The organism is Conyzicola sp. (assembly GCF_046714715.1).
Classification (GTDB): domain Bacteria; phylum Actinomycetota; class Actinomycetes; order Actinomycetales; family Microbacteriaceae; genus Conyzicola.
Genome location: NZ_JBKKAD010000221.1, coordinates 1 through 13,629 on the forward strand (window position 1 = coordinate 1; position 13,629 = coordinate 13,629).

The 13,629-nt window shown below is 68.2% G+C and carries 17 protein-coding genes; 8 read left to right on the forward strand and 9 right to left on the reverse strand.

All coding sequences use genetic code 11. The features are described from left to right. On the reverse strand, positions 1 to 1,184 hold a 1,184-nt coding region (locus tag ACLQ6X_RS17135; protein WP_411701357.1), incomplete at its 3' end, for an aldehyde dehydrogenase family protein. 124 nt (positions 1,185 to 1,308) lie between these two features. On the opposite strand from ACLQ6X_RS17135, the gene ACLQ6X_RS17140 reads away from it, so the two are divergent. The 3 genes from ACLQ6X_RS17140 to ACLQ6X_RS17150 are packed head-to-tail and all read left to right on the forward strand — an operon-like array spanning position 1,309 to position 3,613. After that, on the forward strand, positions 1,309 to 1,800 hold the full coding sequence (locus ACLQ6X_RS17140) for an Lrp/AsnC family transcriptional regulator (RefSeq protein ID WP_411701358.1): 492 nt from the start codon (positions 1,309 to 1,311) through the stop codon (positions 1,798 to 1,800). A gap of 5 nt (positions 1,801 to 1,805) precedes the next feature. After that, positions 1,806 to 3,236, forward strand: coding sequence for an aspartate aminotransferase family protein (locus ACLQ6X_RS17145; protein WP_411701359.1), 1,431 nt, complete (start codon positions 1,806 to 1,808; stop codon positions 3,234 to 3,236). Between the two features lie 44 nt (positions 3,237 to 3,280). After that, positions 3,281 to 3,613 (forward strand): hypothetical protein, encoded by a 333-nt coding sequence (locus tag ACLQ6X_RS17150; RefSeq protein ID WP_411701360.1) that lies wholly within the window; start codon positions 3,281 to 3,283, stop codon positions 3,611 to 3,613. A 12-nt stretch (positions 3,614 to 3,625) separates the two neighbouring features. Here ACLQ6X_RS17150 and ACLQ6X_RS17155 read toward each other — a convergent pair whose 3' ends face one another. After that, positions 3,626 to 4,060, reverse strand: a complete 435-nt coding sequence (locus ACLQ6X_RS17155; RefSeq protein WP_411701361.1) for an NUDIX hydrolase — start codon at positions 4,058 to 4,060, stop codon at positions 3,626 to 3,628. A gap of 135 nt (positions 4,061 to 4,195) precedes the next feature. Here ACLQ6X_RS17155 and ACLQ6X_RS17160 point away from each other — a divergent pair, with 135 nt between their 5' ends. Both ACLQ6X_RS17160 and ACLQ6X_RS17165 read left to right on the forward strand, forming a co-directional pair. Continuing rightward, complete coding sequence (locus ACLQ6X_RS17160; RefSeq protein WP_411701362.1) at positions 4,196 to 5,179, forward strand: hypothetical protein; 984 nt, start codon at positions 4,196 to 4,198, stop codon at positions 5,177 to 5,179. Positions 5,180 to 5,243: 64 nt separating this feature from the next. Continuing rightward, entirely contained in the window at positions 5,244 to 5,798 is a 555-nt protein-coding gene (locus ACLQ6X_RS17165; protein WP_411701363.1) for a TspO/MBR family protein, read from the forward strand. Positions 5,799 to 5,811: 13 nt separating this feature from the next. On the opposite strand, the gene ACLQ6X_RS17170 is transcribed toward ACLQ6X_RS17165, so the two are convergent. Continuing rightward, positions 5,812 to 6,954, reverse strand: coding sequence for a DUF4192 family protein (locus ACLQ6X_RS17170; RefSeq protein ID WP_411701364.1), 1,143 nt, complete (start codon positions 6,952 to 6,954; stop codon positions 5,812 to 5,814). 86 nt (positions 6,955 to 7,040) lie between these two features. Between ACLQ6X_RS17170 and ACLQ6X_RS17175 the strand changes: the two genes are divergently transcribed. Next, a complete protein-coding gene (locus ACLQ6X_RS17175) occupies positions 7,041 to 7,943 on the forward strand; it encodes an NADP-dependent oxidoreductase (protein ID WP_411701365.1) in 903 nt (300 codons plus the stop codon). Between the two features lie 15 nt (positions 7,944 to 7,958). Here the strand turns inward: ACLQ6X_RS17175 and ACLQ6X_RS17180 are convergent, their stop codons facing one another. Beyond that, positions 7,959 to 8,936: an aldo/keto reductase gene (locus tag ACLQ6X_RS17180; RefSeq protein ID WP_411701366.1), complete on the reverse strand. Its 978-nt coding sequence runs from the start codon at positions 8,934 to 8,936 to the stop codon at positions 7,959 to 7,961. Between the two features lie 113 nt (positions 8,937 to 9,049). Between ACLQ6X_RS17180 and ACLQ6X_RS17185 the strand changes: the two genes are divergently transcribed. Together ACLQ6X_RS17185 and ACLQ6X_RS17190 are read left to right on the forward strand one after the other, a co-directional pair. Further along, positions 9,050 to 9,613 (forward strand): methylated-DNA--[protein]-cysteine S-methyltransferase, encoded by a 564-nt coding sequence (locus ACLQ6X_RS17185; RefSeq protein WP_411701367.1) that lies wholly within the window; start codon positions 9,050 to 9,052, stop codon positions 9,611 to 9,613. Then, positions 9,610 to 10,221: a DNA-3-methyladenine glycosylase I gene (locus ACLQ6X_RS17190; protein ID WP_411701368.1), complete on the forward strand. Its 612-nt coding sequence runs from the start codon at positions 9,610 to 9,612 to the stop codon at positions 10,219 to 10,221. Before ACLQ6X_RS17185 ends, ACLQ6X_RS17190 begins: the two co-directional genes overlap by 4 nt. Here the strand turns inward: ACLQ6X_RS17190 and ACLQ6X_RS17195 are convergent. The 5 genes from ACLQ6X_RS17195 to atpD all read right to left on the reverse strand — a co-directional run. Further along, the gene (locus tag ACLQ6X_RS17195) at positions 10,218 to 10,766 is read right to left on the reverse strand and encodes a DUF5684 domain-containing protein (RefSeq protein ID WP_411701369.1); all 549 of its coding nucleotides are present in this window, start codon (positions 10,764 to 10,766) and stop codon (positions 10,218 to 10,220) included. The two genes, ACLQ6X_RS17190 and ACLQ6X_RS17195, sit on opposite strands and share 4 nt — an antisense overlap. A gap of 61 nt (positions 10,767 to 10,827) precedes the next feature. Further along, a complete protein-coding gene (locus ACLQ6X_RS17200) occupies positions 10,828 to 11,574 on the reverse strand; it encodes a YaaA family protein (RefSeq protein ID WP_411701370.1) in 747 nt (248 codons plus the stop codon). Positions 11,575 to 11,580: 6 nt separating this feature from the next. Then, complete coding sequence (locus ACLQ6X_RS17205; protein WP_411701371.1) at positions 11,581 to 12,114, reverse strand: AAA family ATPase; 534 nt, start codon at positions 12,112 to 12,114, stop codon at positions 11,581 to 11,583. A gap of 5 nt (positions 12,115 to 12,119) precedes the next feature. Continuing rightward, complete coding sequence (locus ACLQ6X_RS17210) at positions 12,120 to 12,380, reverse strand: F0F1 ATP synthase subunit epsilon (protein ID WP_411701372.1); 261 nt, start codon at positions 12,378 to 12,380, stop codon at positions 12,120 to 12,122. 2 nt (positions 12,381 to 12,382) lie between these two features. Further along, positions 12,383 to 13,629 (reverse strand): F0F1 ATP synthase subunit beta (gene atpD, locus ACLQ6X_RS17215; RefSeq protein WP_411701373.1); only part of this gene is annotated, 1,247 nt, incomplete at its 5' end.

Consider the following 13,629-nt stretch of genomic DNA (forward strand, 5'->3'; position numbering starts at 1 on the left):
CGCTCGTCGGTGAAGCTCTGCACCGTGATGACCGGGCCGAAGATCTCGTTCTGCACCGCGTCATCCGTCTGCACGAGTCCCGACACGATGGTCGCCTCGTGGAAGTAGCCGACGGATCCCTGCCGACGGCCGCCGAGCTCGATCACCGCGTTGTCGGGCAGCCGGTCTATGAAGCCCTCCACCTGGGCGAGCTGGTTGGCGTTGTTCACCGGGCCGAACAGCACGCCCTCGTCGGCGGGCGCGCCCGTGATCGCGTTGGCGCGGGAGTAGGCGGCGAGCGCCGCGACGAACTCGTCGTGGATGCCCTGCTGCACGAGCACCCGGGTGGCCGCGGTGCAGTCCTGCCCGGCATTGAAGAAGCCGGCGGTCGCGATGCCCTCGACGGCCGACTCGATGTCGGCGTCGTCGAAGACGATCACGGGAGCCTTGCCGCCGAGCTCGAGATGCACGCGCTTGAGGTCTTTGGATGCCGCGGACGCGACGGCCATACCGGCGCGCACCGAGCCGGTGATCGAGACCATCTGGGGTGTGCGGTGGTCGATCATCGCGGCGCCCGTCGTGCGGTCGCCCGTGATCACGTTGAGCACGCCCGGCGGCAGGAACTCTGCGGCGACCTCGGCGAGCAACAGAGTGGACGACGGGGTGGTGTCGCTTGGCTTGAGCACGGTCGTGTTGCCGGCCGCGATCGCCGGGGCGAACTTCCAGACGGCCATGTTCAGCGGGTAGTTCCACGGCGTGACCTGGCCGATGACCCCGATGGGTTCGCGCCGGATCGACGACGTGTGGTCTTTCATGTACTCGCCCGTGGCCATGCCGCTGAGGTGGCGCGCCTCGCCTGCGAAGAACCGGATCTGGTCGACCGACAGCATGATCTCGTCGGCGACGAGGCTCGCGCGCGGCTTGCCGGTGTCCTTCGACTCGACGTCGGCGAACTCCTCGGCGCGCGCCTCCATGGCGTCGGCGATGCGGAACAGGGCGAGCTGCCGTTCGGCGGGCGTGGTCTCGCCCCACGTCTCGAAGGCGTCGGATGCCGCGGAGAAGGCGGCGTCCACGTCACCCGCCCCCGACACCGGTGACGACGCATAGGCCTCTTCCGTCGACGGGTCGATCACGTCGAACGAGGTCTCGCTGCGGGCGGCCACGTACTCGCCGTTGATGAAGTTACGGAGTTCGTTAGCGCTCATGGCTCCAACATACCCACCTTCACCGCCGCTCTCTACGCCATGATTCGACGGATTTCGTCGGTAGATCGGCGTAATTGTTGCGGAATCGCTTGTGACCACTTCGGCCGGCTGCCACAATCAACCCATGACCACGACAGGCAAGACCCCCTCGAAGTCGGCGACGAAGGCGTTGCAACTCGACGCCGTCTCCAAGGCCATCATCGAGCAGCTACAGACCGACGGGCGCCGCTCCTACGCCGAGATCGGCAAGGCCGTCGGGCTCAGCGAGGCCGCCGTGCGGCAGCGCGTGCAGAAACTCACCGAGTCGGGGGTGATGCAGGTCGTCGCCGTCACCGACCCGATGCAGCTGGGCTTCTACCGCCAGGCCATGATCGGCGTGCGGGTCTCGGGCGACACCACCCTGGTCGCCGAGGCACTCGGGGCGCTCGATGCCGTGGACTACGTCGTGCTCACCGCCGGCAGCTTCGACATCCTCGCGGAGGTCGTCTGCGAGAACGACGACGACCTCATCGACCTGCTCAACAAGCGGATCCGCGCGATCGACGGTGTGCAGTCGACCGAGACGTTCGTCTACCTGAAACTCTTCAAGCAGTTCTACAACTGGGGAACGAGATAACAGCCATGACCACGACAGTTCAGCCCGTGCCATCCGACAGCCCCGTCTCCGCGCAGAAGACCGACGACAGCGTGCTGCAGCGGAAGGCCAAAGACCACCTCTGGATGCACTTCAACCGCCAGTCCGTCATGGAGGACGGCGGCGGCGTGCCCATCATCGTGAAGGGCAGCGGCCACCACATCTGGGACAACCGGGGCAAGCGGTACTTCGACGGCCTCTCGGGGCTGTTCGTCGTCAACGCCGGCCACGGGCGCAAGCGGCTGGCCGAGGTTGCCGCGAAGCAGGCCGAAGAGCTCGCCTTCTTCCCGCTCTGGTCGTACGCCCACCCCGCGGCGATCGAACTCGCCGACCGCCTCGCCTCGTACGCCCCCGGCGAACTGAACCGGGTGTTCTTCTCCTCCGGCGGCGGCGAAGCGGTCGAGACCGCCTTCAAACTCGCGAAGTACTACTGGAAGCTGCGGGGCCGGCCGACCAAGCACAAGGTCATCTCCCGCTCCGTCGCCTACCACGGCACCACGCAGGGCGCCCTGGCGATCACCGGCATCCCCGGCATGAAAGAGATGTTCGAGCCGGTCACGCCCGGCGGGTTCCGCGTGCCGAACACCAACTTCTACCGCGCCGCCGAGATGGGCGCGCCCGCCGACGACGAGGTCGCGTTCGGGCAGTGGGCCGCGAACCGCATCGAGGAGATGATCCTGTTCGAGGGCCCGGAAACCGTCGCCGCCGTCTTCCTCGAGCCCGTGCAGAACTCGGGCGGGGCGTTCCCTCCGCCGCCCGGCTACTTCGCCCGGGTGCGCGAGATCTGCGACCGGTACGACGTGCTGCTCGTGGCCGACGAGGTCATCACCGGCTTCGGTCGCATCGGCAACATGTTCGCCTCGACCACCTACGGCTTCGAGCCCGACATGATCACCTGCGCGAAGGGCATGACGAGCGGCTACTCGCCCATCGGCGCCACGATCGTGAGCGAGAAGATCTACGAGCCGTTCAAGCACGGCGACGTGTCGTTCTATCACGGCTACACGTTCGGCGGACACCCCGTGTCGTCCGCCGTCGCCCTCGCCAACCTCGACATCTTCGAGGAGGAGAAGCTCAACGAGAACGTGCGCGAGAACTCGCCCGTGTTCCGGGCGACGCTCGAGAAGCTGCTCGACCTGCCGATCGTGGGCAACGTGCGCGGCGACGGCTACTTCTTCGGCATCGAGCTGGTGAAAGACAAGGCCACCAAGGAGACCTTCGACGCCGACGAGTCGGAGCGCCTGCTGCGCGGCTTCCTGTCGAAGGCGCTCTTCGAGGCCGGCCTCTACTGCCGGGCCGACGACCGAGGCGACCCCGTCATCCAGCTGGCACCGCCGCTCACCGTTGGGCCGGCCGAGTTCGACGAGGTGGAACAGATCCTGCGCTCGGTGCTGACGGAGGCGTGGAGCAAGCTGTAGGGGCGCACTAGCCGCCCGTGGCCGCGCGGCCTAGGGTGGGCCCCATGGTTACTCTCGATGATCTCGCAACGTTGCGACCCCAAGGAATCGACTTCGAGGCGGTCGGCCACACCGTCACGATCATGCCCACCGCGAAGACGCGGTCACTGGGAATGGGCATCCCCGACGTTCCGCTCGACTGGCAGGTGCTCGCCGACGGCAATACCGTCGGGTACATCGAAAAGGGTCAGGACGTGATCCTGGCGTGGAAGCCCTCGCAGCTCGACGACGGCGTTCCCGCGGAGGTGACGTCGATCGACGAGGCCGTGGAGTTTCTCGCCTCCGACCCGCCCAAGCAGCAGCACAAGCACAACAAGCACCCGCACAAGAAGGGCTGAGAGCCGCGCTCGCTAACCGGCGCGCTCGGCGAGCAGCGGCAGCAGGATCTCGCTGGTGAGCGGCGCGAGCGGTAGCGCGAGCGCCTCGACCGGCGAGACCCAGACGAGTTCTTCGATTTCAGCGGATGCCACGGCTGTGCCTCGAACCGAGACGAAGAAAACTTCGGCGTCGACGACGAATCCCGCCTCGTTGGCGGCCGGCGCGTGGAAGCGACCGAGATAGTCGAGATCGCCCGGCTCGACCACGAGCAGCAGTTCTTCGTGCAGCTCGCGCACGAGGGCGACCGCCGCCGTCTCCCCCGCGTCGATCTTCCCGCCGGCCTGCATAAAGCGCTCGGTGCCGCGCTTGCGCACCAGCAGCAGCCGCCCCTCGTCGTCGAGGATGATCGCGGCGACGATCACGATGACGCGCTGGCGGGTGGCGGCGTCGGGTTCGGAGGTCGGCATCGTCCCATTCTGCCGGGTGGGCCGCTGCTAAGGTTTCCGAACACCGCCGGGTTCCACTCTCGCATCGGAGACGAGCTTCTGAACGACACGACTACTGCCACCCGCGGTGCGCGCGCTCGTTTCCCGCTGGTCGGCGTGCTCGCCGTCGTCGTGGTCATGGCGATCCAGCTCGCGGCGCTCGTGCCCCTCGCCTGGGCCTCGCTGCACGGGCAGCGCATCACCGACCAGCTCGCCGTGTGGGACTTCGAGCCCAGTGCCGAACTCGCGGGGTACGTGGAACGGTCCACCATGACCGAACTGGGCGAGTTTCTCTTCTACGCGACCCATCCCGAGGTCAACGGGAAGGCCGAGTTCGACTCGATCTGCTCGAGCGACGAAGAGGGCGTGGGCACCCTCGGCTGCTACCTTCCCGCGTCGAGCGCCATCCACCTCTACGACATCACCGACGAGCGTCTCGACGGCATGGAGGAGGTCATCGCCGCCCACGAGATGCTGCACGCCGCGTGGGCGCGGATGGGCGACGCCGAACTCGCAGCGATCTCCCCGCTGCTCGAGGCGCAGGCCGTGGCCATGGAAGGCGACCCCGCCTTCGTGGAACGCATGGACTTCTACGCGCGCAGCGAGCCGGGCGAACGCCTCAATGAACTGCACTCCATCCTCGGCACCGAGGTCGCCGCTCTCGACCCACGGCTCGAACAGCACTACGCCGACCTGTTTACCGACCGCCAGCACCTCGTGGGGCTGTTCACCGTCTCCCATCAGGTGTTCGTCGACCTCGAGAACCGTGCGGAGGCGCTCGTCGCCGAACTCGAGGCACTCTCCGCGAGCATCGAGGCCGACTACAGCTCGTACACGTCCGGCTTCGACCAGCTCGACGCCGACGTGGAGGCCTTCAACGCGCGCGCCGACAGCGGCGACTTCCCGTCGCAGGCGCAGTTCGCGCGCGAGCGCAACGCGCTGCTCCAACGGCAGGAAGACCTCGACGCTCTCTACGCGTCGATTTCGGCGCGCGATGCGAGCTACCAGACCAAACTCGCCGAGCTCGACGGACTGAACGCCGACGTCGACGATCTGAACAGCAGCATCAACATCGCCCCGCGCAGTGGCGACGGGCTCTGACCCGAACCGACCCGGCCCCGCCCCGACTCGACCCGGCGCACCCGGCGAACGTAAGGTGAATGGCATGTCGGAACCGTCCACCACTCCCGTAACCCCAGCCGCAGCCTCGACCACGTCAACCACCTCGAGGGTGCGATCGGCACTCGTACTGGCGGCGTTCCTGGCGATATCGTTCGCCGTGGCCGCCCTCGGCTCGATCGCTACGGCCGGCAACGTGGAGGGCTGGTACGCCGACGCCGAGAAGGCGTCGTGGAACCCGCCGAGCTGGGTCTTCGGCCCCGCGTGGACGCTGCTCTACACCCTGATGAGCGTCGCGGCCTGGCTCGTCTGGCGGCAGCGTGACCGGGTGAACGTGCGTGCGGCTCTGAGGCTCTACGTCGTGCAGCTGGTGCTCAACGCGCTGTGGACTCCCGTGTTCTTCGGCCTCTATCCGTCCATCGGCGCCCCCGCCCTGTGGATTGCGCTAGCGATCATCCTCGCCCTCGACGTTGCCGTGCTGCTCACAATGCTGTCGTTCTGGCGGGTCAGCAGGGTCGCGGCGGGTCTGCTCGTGCCCTACTGGGCATGGGTGCTGTTCGCCACGACGCTCAACTGGGCCCTAGCCGCACTGAACAGCTAGCTGACCTCAACGCCTAGCCCGGCGCGAACGCCCACTCGGGCAGCATCCCGCGTTCCAACACCATGCGCAGTACCTCGGCGAGCCCGTATGCGGCGTCGATGTCTTCGGCGGCGCACACGAATTCGTTGGCCACGCTGCTTCGTCCGAGGGCCCAGCTGAGCCAGGCGAGCATGCACAGCACGGGCGGACGATTGCGACGTGGCGCAAGAGCCGCGATGGTCTTGAGCAAGTCGATCGCTGTCTCGACGCGGGCGGGATCGGGTCGCGGGCCTCGGCCGAGCATCAATCCGGCTGAGGGGAGCGCGTCGGCGGGCGCACCGAGGGCGAACCGGTGCGCGTCGTCGAGCACACGCTCGCCCGTCTCGAGGTCGAAGGCCCACTGCAGCATGACGACATCGCGTAGGGCGGGCGAACGTACGACGGCGATGACGAACGCGGCGGCCGCAGGCTCGATGCGGCCCGGGTCGACGCTCAGGATCGCTTCGAGCGTCGACGGAACGTCGCTCGGCGGTTGGGCACGAGGCAGGCCGACGGCTCGTGCGACCCGCGGGTCGACCGGGCGGCCGGGCGTACCGTCGATCAGCGCGGCGAACCGCAGCACCAGCTTCGCCACCCGCTCGCCGTCGATCGCGCCGACGTGGGGCAGCGCCGCCCACCGCGCGACGTCGCCGAGCGGACGCAGGGCGTCGGCCGACAGCTCGTCGAGCACGCGAGACCGCTCGATCGCGGCGAGCGGTCTGCCCTCTGCGGGGCACCGCGCGTCGAGATAGGAACCCCAGCCGTCTGACGCGACGCACAGCGCGTCGCGCACCTCGAAACCGGAGAACTCGAGACGGGTGGTGACGGCGGAGACGAAGAGGGCGCGGGGTGCGCCGGAGCCGCCGAACCCCTCGTCGGTGAAGACCACCGGCACGACGGCGTCGACGCCGGGCAGTTTGCTTATGGTGCCCACGAGCGTCGTGGCCACGCGTTTGTGGAGGCGTCGCCCCGCGTCATCCGAAGCGGCCTTCTGCGGAAGATCGAATCGCAGGGCGGCGCAGGTGCGACGCCCACGGAAGGCGACGAAGACGATGCTGTCGCGGGGCTCGAACCCGACGAGATGGGGCACGACGGCGAGAAAGTCCGCGGCATTGGCGGCGGTCACGACTGTTGACATGCCGCCAGTCTCCGCCGCGCGATACCGGCGGGACGCGGGCGCAGGCGATCTGTGCAGAACCGCCGGCTGTGCATAAGCTGGCTCGCATGTCACTCGCGGTCAGCTACTCGCAATTCGGATCCCCCGACGTGCTCAACGTCATCGACGTCGACGAACCGCACGCCGGCGCCGGGCAGGTGCGGGTCGCCGTGCGCGCCGCCGGGCTCAACGCTTACGACTACAAGGTGCGTCGGGGCGGCTATGTCTCCGACCACGCGCTGCCGAGCGGGCAGGGCGCGGAGTTCGCCGGGGTGGTCGACGAGGTCGGCGAGGGAGTCGACGACCTCTCCCCCGGCGACGAGGTGCTCGGCTACACGTCGTTCGCCGCGCAGGCCGAGTTCGTGGTCGTGCGGGCGGCCAACGTCGCTCCCAAACCCGCCGGGCTCGACTGGGCGGTCGCGGGCGGAATCGGGCTCGTGGCCAACGCGGCCCGCCGCTCGACCGACTCTCTCGCTCTCACCGCCGACGACACCGTCGTCGTCACGGCGGCCGCCGGCGGTGTCGGGCTGCTGGCCGCCCAGTTCGCGCTGGCCACCGGCGCCACCGTGGTCGGTACGGCGAGCGAGGCGCACCACGAGCTGCTGCGCTCGCTCGGCGCGACACCTGTGGCCTACGGCGCCGGCGAGCTGGAGCGGCTGCGCGACGCCGCGCCGCAGGGCTACACCGCAATGCTCGACAACGCGGGACCGGAGTCGGTGCGTATCGGCATCGAGCTCGGCATCGAGCCCTCCCGCATCAACTCGATCGTCGATTTCGACACCGCCGGCATCAGCAATGTGGGCGGCGGCCGCAGGAGCCGGGCCGAACTCGAGGAGTTCGCCCGACAGGCCGCTACAGGCGAACTGGTGTTTCCGATCCTCGCCACATTCCCGCTCGCGCGCGTCGCCGACGCCTACCGGCGCTTCGAAGAACGCAGCGGCCTGGGCAAGATCGTACTGACCCTGCCGTAGCTGTGCGCGCCGCAGCTAGGCGAGCGACGCCGGGTCGAACATCTCGGAGATCTCGGCGACCTCTTCGCGGCTCGGGGCCCACGCGACGGCGGCATCCGCATTCTGTTCGATCTGCTCGGGTCTAGTCGCCCCCGCGATCACGCTCGTGAGGCCCGGCTGGGCGAGCAGCCACGCGAAGGTGGCTTCGAGCATGCTGACGCCGCGGGCCGCGCAGAACGCCTCGTACCGCTCGATGGTGTCCCACGGTGCGTCCGTCAGCAGGTGCGAACGGATGCGCATGATGCGACTGTCTGCCGGGCCTCCCTCGCGCGAGAACTTGCCTGTGAACAGCCCGTTGTAGAGCGGGAAGAACGGCAGGAAACCGAGCCCGTAGGCGTTGACGGCCGGCAGCACCTCGGCCTCGGCGTCGCGCACGAGCAGGCTGTACTCGTTCTGCGCCGAGACGAACTTCGGATGCGACCCGAGCGCCGCCGTGTACTCCGCGTCGGCGATCTGCCAGCCGGCCAGGTTCGAGTGGCCGATGTAGCGCACCTTGCCCTCGGTGATCAGGTCGTCGAGCGTGCTCAGCGTCTCGCCGATGGGAGTGAGCGGGTCGGGCGCGTGCAGTTGGTAGAGATCGATCCAGTCGGTCTGCAGCCTGCGCAGCGAGGCCTCGACGGCGAGACGGATGTACCGGCGAGAGCCACGCGCACCCCAGTCGGGCCCGTTCGCCCCCGCCATGTCCATTCCGAACTTCGTCGCGAGCACGATGTCGTTGCGGCGCGCGCCGAGGGAGTTGCCCATGAGCGTCTCGCTGAGGCCGCGCTCCGCTCCGTAGATGTCCGCGGTGTCGAAGAGGGTGACCCCCGCGTCGATCGCGGCGTGGATGACGGCGTCGGTGCCGGCCTGCGTCTCGGTGGGCGTATCGGCGCGGCCGAAGTTGTTGCAGCCGAGGCCGATGGTGGAGACGCGGAGTCCACTCGCGCCGAGGGTGCGGTACTCGATAGTTGCCATGCGCTCATGCTAGACCGGGGCGTCCTGTCCTCCCCAAGACGGTTGCCGGCCACGTTTTCGCCATGTCCGAAAAGTGCCAGATCGGCGTCGTCGGCGGGCGTTACAGTCGATCCATGACCATTCGATCCGCCACCTTCACCGCCCCGCCGTTTCTCGTGCGCGTCGACAGCCCGATCGGCCGTCTCGAGCTCACGAGCGACGGTCAGGCGGTGACGTCGCTCAGTATCGAGCGCGCCGGCTCGCTGCCGCTCGAAGAGTTCCCGCAACGCAGCAACGCGGTGCTCGAGACCGCGAAAGAGCAGCTCGCCGAATACTTCGCCGGCACCCGCCGCGACTTCGACGTACCCGTCGCCCTCGTCGGCACCGAGTTCCAGAAGGCCGTGTGGAGCGAGCTGTCGTCGCTCGGCTGGGGCGAGGTCGCCTCCTACGGCAGCATCGGCGCCGCCACGGGCCGGGCCACCGCGGGGCGGGCCGTCGGCGGCGCCGTGGGCGCCAACCCCGTGCCGATCATCGTGCCGTGCCACCGCATCCTCGCCGGCAACGGCAAGATCACCGGTTACAGCGGCGGCAACGGCATTCCCACCAAGGCCTGGCTGCTCGACCACGAGGGCATCGTGCACCGCACGGTGCTCGCGTCGGCGAGTGCGTCGGCAGGTGAACTCGGCGCGCCCGCGTGAGCGAGACGGCCACGGTTCGGCCCCGCCCCAGCATCGTCGTCGGCGACGACGGGGTGCACCGCTGCTCGTGGGCCGGGTCCGACGCCGAGTATCAGCGCTATCACGACACCGAGTGGGGCTTCGCGTTGCACGGCGACCGCCCGTTATTCGAGAAGCTCAGCCTCGAGGGCTTCCAGGCCGGCCTGTCGTGGATCACGATTCTGCGCCGACGCGAGAGCTTCCGCGCGGCCTTCCACGGCTTCGATCCCGCTCGCGTCGCTGTGATGACACCCGCCGATGCCGACACCCTGATGCAGAACGCCGCGATCATCCGCAACCGCGCCAAGATCGAGGCGACCATCGCGAACGCCGGGCTGACCCTCCAGCTCACCCGCGAATCTCCCGGAGCGCTCGACGAACTGCTGTGGGGCTTCGCTCCCCCGGCCCGACCGCACGCGCCGGCATCGTTCGCCGACATCCCCGCCGTGACGCCCGAATCGACGGCCATGAGCAAGGCGCTCCGGGCCTTGGGCTTCCGCTTCGTCGGGCCGACCACGCTCTACGCCCTGATGCAGTCGAGCGGCATGGTCGACGATCACGTCGCGGGGTGCTTCCGCGCGCGGGTCTAGACGGGCGGCGGGTACCGCGTCGCGGTGTACTCGGTGGGCCCAGCGGGAGTCGTCCACGAGGGTGGGGCGCCCAGGGTGAGGTGTGCGCGCGCTCCGTCACCCTCCAGCGGTGCGCTCAATCCCGCAGCGGCGATCAGGCCGGGACGGTACTGGTCGCGTCCGAAGCCCAGAATGAACAGCCACACCCACGGCAGCAGAATGCCGAGCACCAGAAATCCCGGCCCCTTGCCGAACGCTCTGCCGGTGCGGTGCATCCCGAGATACAGCGGCACCGACGTCACGATGCCGCCGTAGGGCACCAGGCTCGGCCACACCCAGTTCCCGTTCTGGCCGCCGAGCCGCAGCCACGTGAAGGTGGAGTACAGCGGCACCCATGCCTTCCACGGTTCGATCCCCGTCTTGCGGAACAGCGCAGACAGCGGGATCGCCAGCAGCAGGTAGTTCACGACCAGCAGAACAACGAACGCGACGATCGTGGCAGCGAGGATGAGGAAGACCGACGCGAAAACCTGCGCGTCACTCGTGTAGCTGTCATACGAATCCATCGCGCATCCCCCGGGTCGTGCCTGCCTGTGCGCTCACTCTATCGCCAGCGCGGCGAGGGCCTCAGACCGACAGTTCCAGTTCGCCAGGGCGGCCGCGTTCGAGCCGGATGCCGCTCGCCGCGGCCCATTGCAGCAGGGACTCGACGCTCTCGTGGTCACGACCGGACTCGGCGAGCTGCCGCACGAATACGCCCTTACCCTTCTTGTTGAAGTGGGTCAGGGCCCTCTTCTGGCCGGTGGCTGTCTGCGTGACGACGCGCAGGTAGTGTGCCTCGTCGTGCTGGGGCAGGGGGCCGAGAGCGGCGTACGACTCGGAGCGAAGGTCGAGGATGACACCGGGCGTCGCCGCGAGCACCGCGGAGTTGGCCGCGCGCCAGTGCTTCTTGAGCGGCAGGCCGGGCAGGCGCGAGTCGTGCGACAGCCGGTAGGCGGGAATCTCGTCACCGGCACCCAGCAGGCCGAACAGCGCCGAGTTCACGGCGACGTGCCGCAGCACCCAGGCCCGCTGTTCGGCGGTCAGGCTCGCGGCGTCGATGCCGTCGTAGAGCACGCCCGTATAGCGATCGATCGCGGGCATCACCGGGGACGACTCGAGCGCGCGGTTGCGGTCGATCTCGAAGGCCTGGGTCGGCCCGAGGCCGAGAGCTCCCGTCGCGGCGACGGCGTCGAGCGAGAGCGTGGTCAGTGCCGAGACGGCCGCGCGCCGCGGGGCCGTGAGCTGCGGGTGGCGCAGCGATGCGAGATCGAGCGAGCGGCCGGCTTCGCCTCCGTCGCGCTTGGTCTCCGACGGTGGGAGAAGAACGAGCATGCGGTCCTAGGAAGAGGTGGGACGCCCGAGAAATTCGACGGCGCGTTCGACGAGAACGTCGAGGGGTTCGACCGAGTCGAGAGTGAGCCGTTCGACGGCGCCACTCGGTCCCGACCAGGCGGCGTACTCGTCGAGACTCTGCTCGACCGCGTGCCACGTGGGTTCGGACAATCGCGGGAGATTGCGCTGACGGGCCTCGAGGCGGTTACGGTGCACCGCGACATCCGAACAGATGACCTCGATGAACTTGAGCGTCTGCCCAGAACGGGCGGCGAGGGAGACCCACTGCTCCCTGGCCGGGTCGACGGCGTTGACCGCGTCGACTATGGCACCGTGCCCCGCGCCGAGAACGATCTCGGCGAGGGTTTCGGCGACGAGGTACGCGGCCAGCCCCGTCGGCTGGTCGGCGTCGATCCCGGCCCGCAGAATCGCGGACTCGATGGGATCGACCGACACAACCGGCCTGAGCAGCCGCGCACCGATCGCCTCGGCGATGGCCGTTTTTCCAGTTCCCGGAAGCCCGGCCATCGCGATGAGCACTGTCGTCAGACCAGCTCGGCGTTGCGTGCGACGATCGTCACGGTGTTGTGCTCGACGGAGAGGAACCCGTCGGCCGCGCTGGCCGTGACGACGTCTCCCTCGAGAGTCGTCACGCGCACTTCACCGGCCGCGAGGATCGCGAGGAGCGGTTCGTGACCCGGCAGGATGCCGATCTCGCCCTCGGTCGTTCGCGCGACGATCTGCTTCGCCAGTCCGGACCAAACCTCGTTGTCCGCGGAGACGACGCTGACCTTGAGTTCGGCCATGACTAGCCGTTCTCCTTCTGGATCTTCGCCCACTGCTCTTCGACGTCGTTGATGCCACCGACGTTGAAGAAGGCCTGCTCGGCAACGTGGTCGAACTCGCCCTTGGTGATCGCGTCGAACGACTCGATCGTGTCTTTCAGCGGAACCGTCGAGCCCTCTACACCGGTGAACTTCTTCGCCATGTAGGTGTTCTGCGACAGGAACTGCTGGATGCGGCGTGCGCGCGACACTGTGATCTTGTCTTCTTCAGAGAGCTCGTCGACACCGAGGATCGCGATGATCTCCTGGAGTTCCTTGTTCTTCTGAAGGATCGCCTTCACGGCGGTCGCAACACGGTAGTGGTCGGCGCCCAGGTAGCGGGGGTCGAGGATGCGGCTGGTGGAGGTCAGCGGGTCGACGGCCGGGTAGAGGCCCTTCGATGCGATCTCGCGGCTGAGCTCGGTGGTCGCGTCGAGGTGGGCGAACGTCGTGGCCGGCGCAGGGTCGGTGTAGTCGTCGGCGGGCACGTAGATGGCCTGCAGCGAGGTGATCGAGCGACCACGCGTCGAGGTGATGCGCTCCTGGAGCACACCCATCTCGTCGGCCAGGTTCGGCTGGTAACCCACGGCGGACGGCATACGGCCGAGAAGCGTCGAGACCTCGGAGCCGGCCTGCGTGAAGCGGAAGATGTTGTCTATGATGAGCAACACGTGCTGGTTCTTCACGTCGCGGTTGTACTCCGCCATCGTGAGCGCCGACAGGGCCACGCGAAGACGCGTTCCCGGCGGCTCATCCATCTGGCCGAAGACCAACGCGGTCTTGTCGAAGACGCCGGCCTCTTCCATCTCGGCGATGAGGTCGTTGCCCTCACGGGTGCGCTCGCCGACACCGGCGAACACGGACACTCCACCGTGGTCCTGCGCGACGCGCTGGATCATCTCCTGGATGAGGACGGTCTTGCCGACACCTGCACCACCGAAGAGTCCGATCTTTCCACCCTGTACGTACGGGGTGAGGAGGTCGATGACCTTGATGCCGGTCTCGAAGAGCTCCGTCTTCGACTCGAGCTGGTCGAATGCCGGGGGCTTGCGGTGGATGGGCCAGCGCTCGGTGATCTCGATCTTCTCGCCGGGCTCAGCGTTGAGCACCTCGCCGATGACGTTGAAGACCTTGCCCTTGGTGATGTCACCGACGGGCACGGTGATCGGCTTGCCGGAGTCGCGGACTTCCTGGCCGCGGACGAGTCCGTCGGTCGGGTTGAGCGCGATGG

Bases quoted from the DNA above. Each gene is read 5' to 3' on its own strand.
- ACLQ6X_RS17140 (WP_411701358.1), top strand. From the start codon at position 1,309: ATGACCACGACAGGCAAGACCCCCTCGAAGTCGGCGACGAAGGCGTTG.
- ACLQ6X_RS17145 (WP_411701359.1), top strand. From the start codon at position 1,806: ATGACCACGACAGTTCAGCCCGTGCCATCCGACAGCCCCGTCTCCGCG.
- ACLQ6X_RS17150 (WP_411701360.1), top strand. From the start codon at position 3,281: ATGGTTACTCTCGATGATCTCGCAACGTTGCGACCCCAAGGAATCGAC.
- ACLQ6X_RS17155 (WP_411701361.1), bottom strand. From the start codon at position 4,060: ATGCCGACCTCCGAACCCGACGCCGCCACCCGCCAGCGCGTCATCGTG.
- ACLQ6X_RS17165 (WP_411701363.1), top strand. From the start codon at position 5,244: ATGTCGGAACCGTCCACCACTCCCGTAACCCCAGCCGCAGCCTCGACC.
- ACLQ6X_RS17170 (WP_411701364.1), bottom strand. From the start codon at position 6,954: ATGTCAACAGTCGTGACCGCCGCCAATGCCGCGGACTTTCTCGCCGTC.
- ACLQ6X_RS17175 (WP_411701365.1), top strand. From the start codon at position 7,041: ATGTCACTCGCGGTCAGCTACTCGCAATTCGGATCCCCCGACGTGCTC.
- ACLQ6X_RS17180 (WP_411701366.1), bottom strand. From the start codon at position 8,936: ATGGCAACTATCGAGTACCGCACCCTCGGCGCGAGTGGACTCCGCGTC.
- ACLQ6X_RS17185 (WP_411701367.1), top strand. From the start codon at position 9,050: ATGACCATTCGATCCGCCACCTTCACCGCCCCGCCGTTTCTCGTGCGC.
- ACLQ6X_RS17195 (WP_411701369.1), bottom strand. From the start codon at position 10,766: ATGGATTCGTATGACAGCTACACGAGTGACGCGCAGGTTTTCGCGTCG.
- ACLQ6X_RS17200 (WP_411701370.1), bottom strand. From the start codon at position 11,574: ATGCTCGTTCTTCTCCCACCGTCGGAGACCAAGCGCGACGGAGGCGAA.
- ACLQ6X_RS17210 (WP_411701372.1), bottom strand. From the start codon at position 12,380: ATGGCCGAACTCAAGGTCAGCGTCGTCTCCGCGGACAACGAGGTTTGG.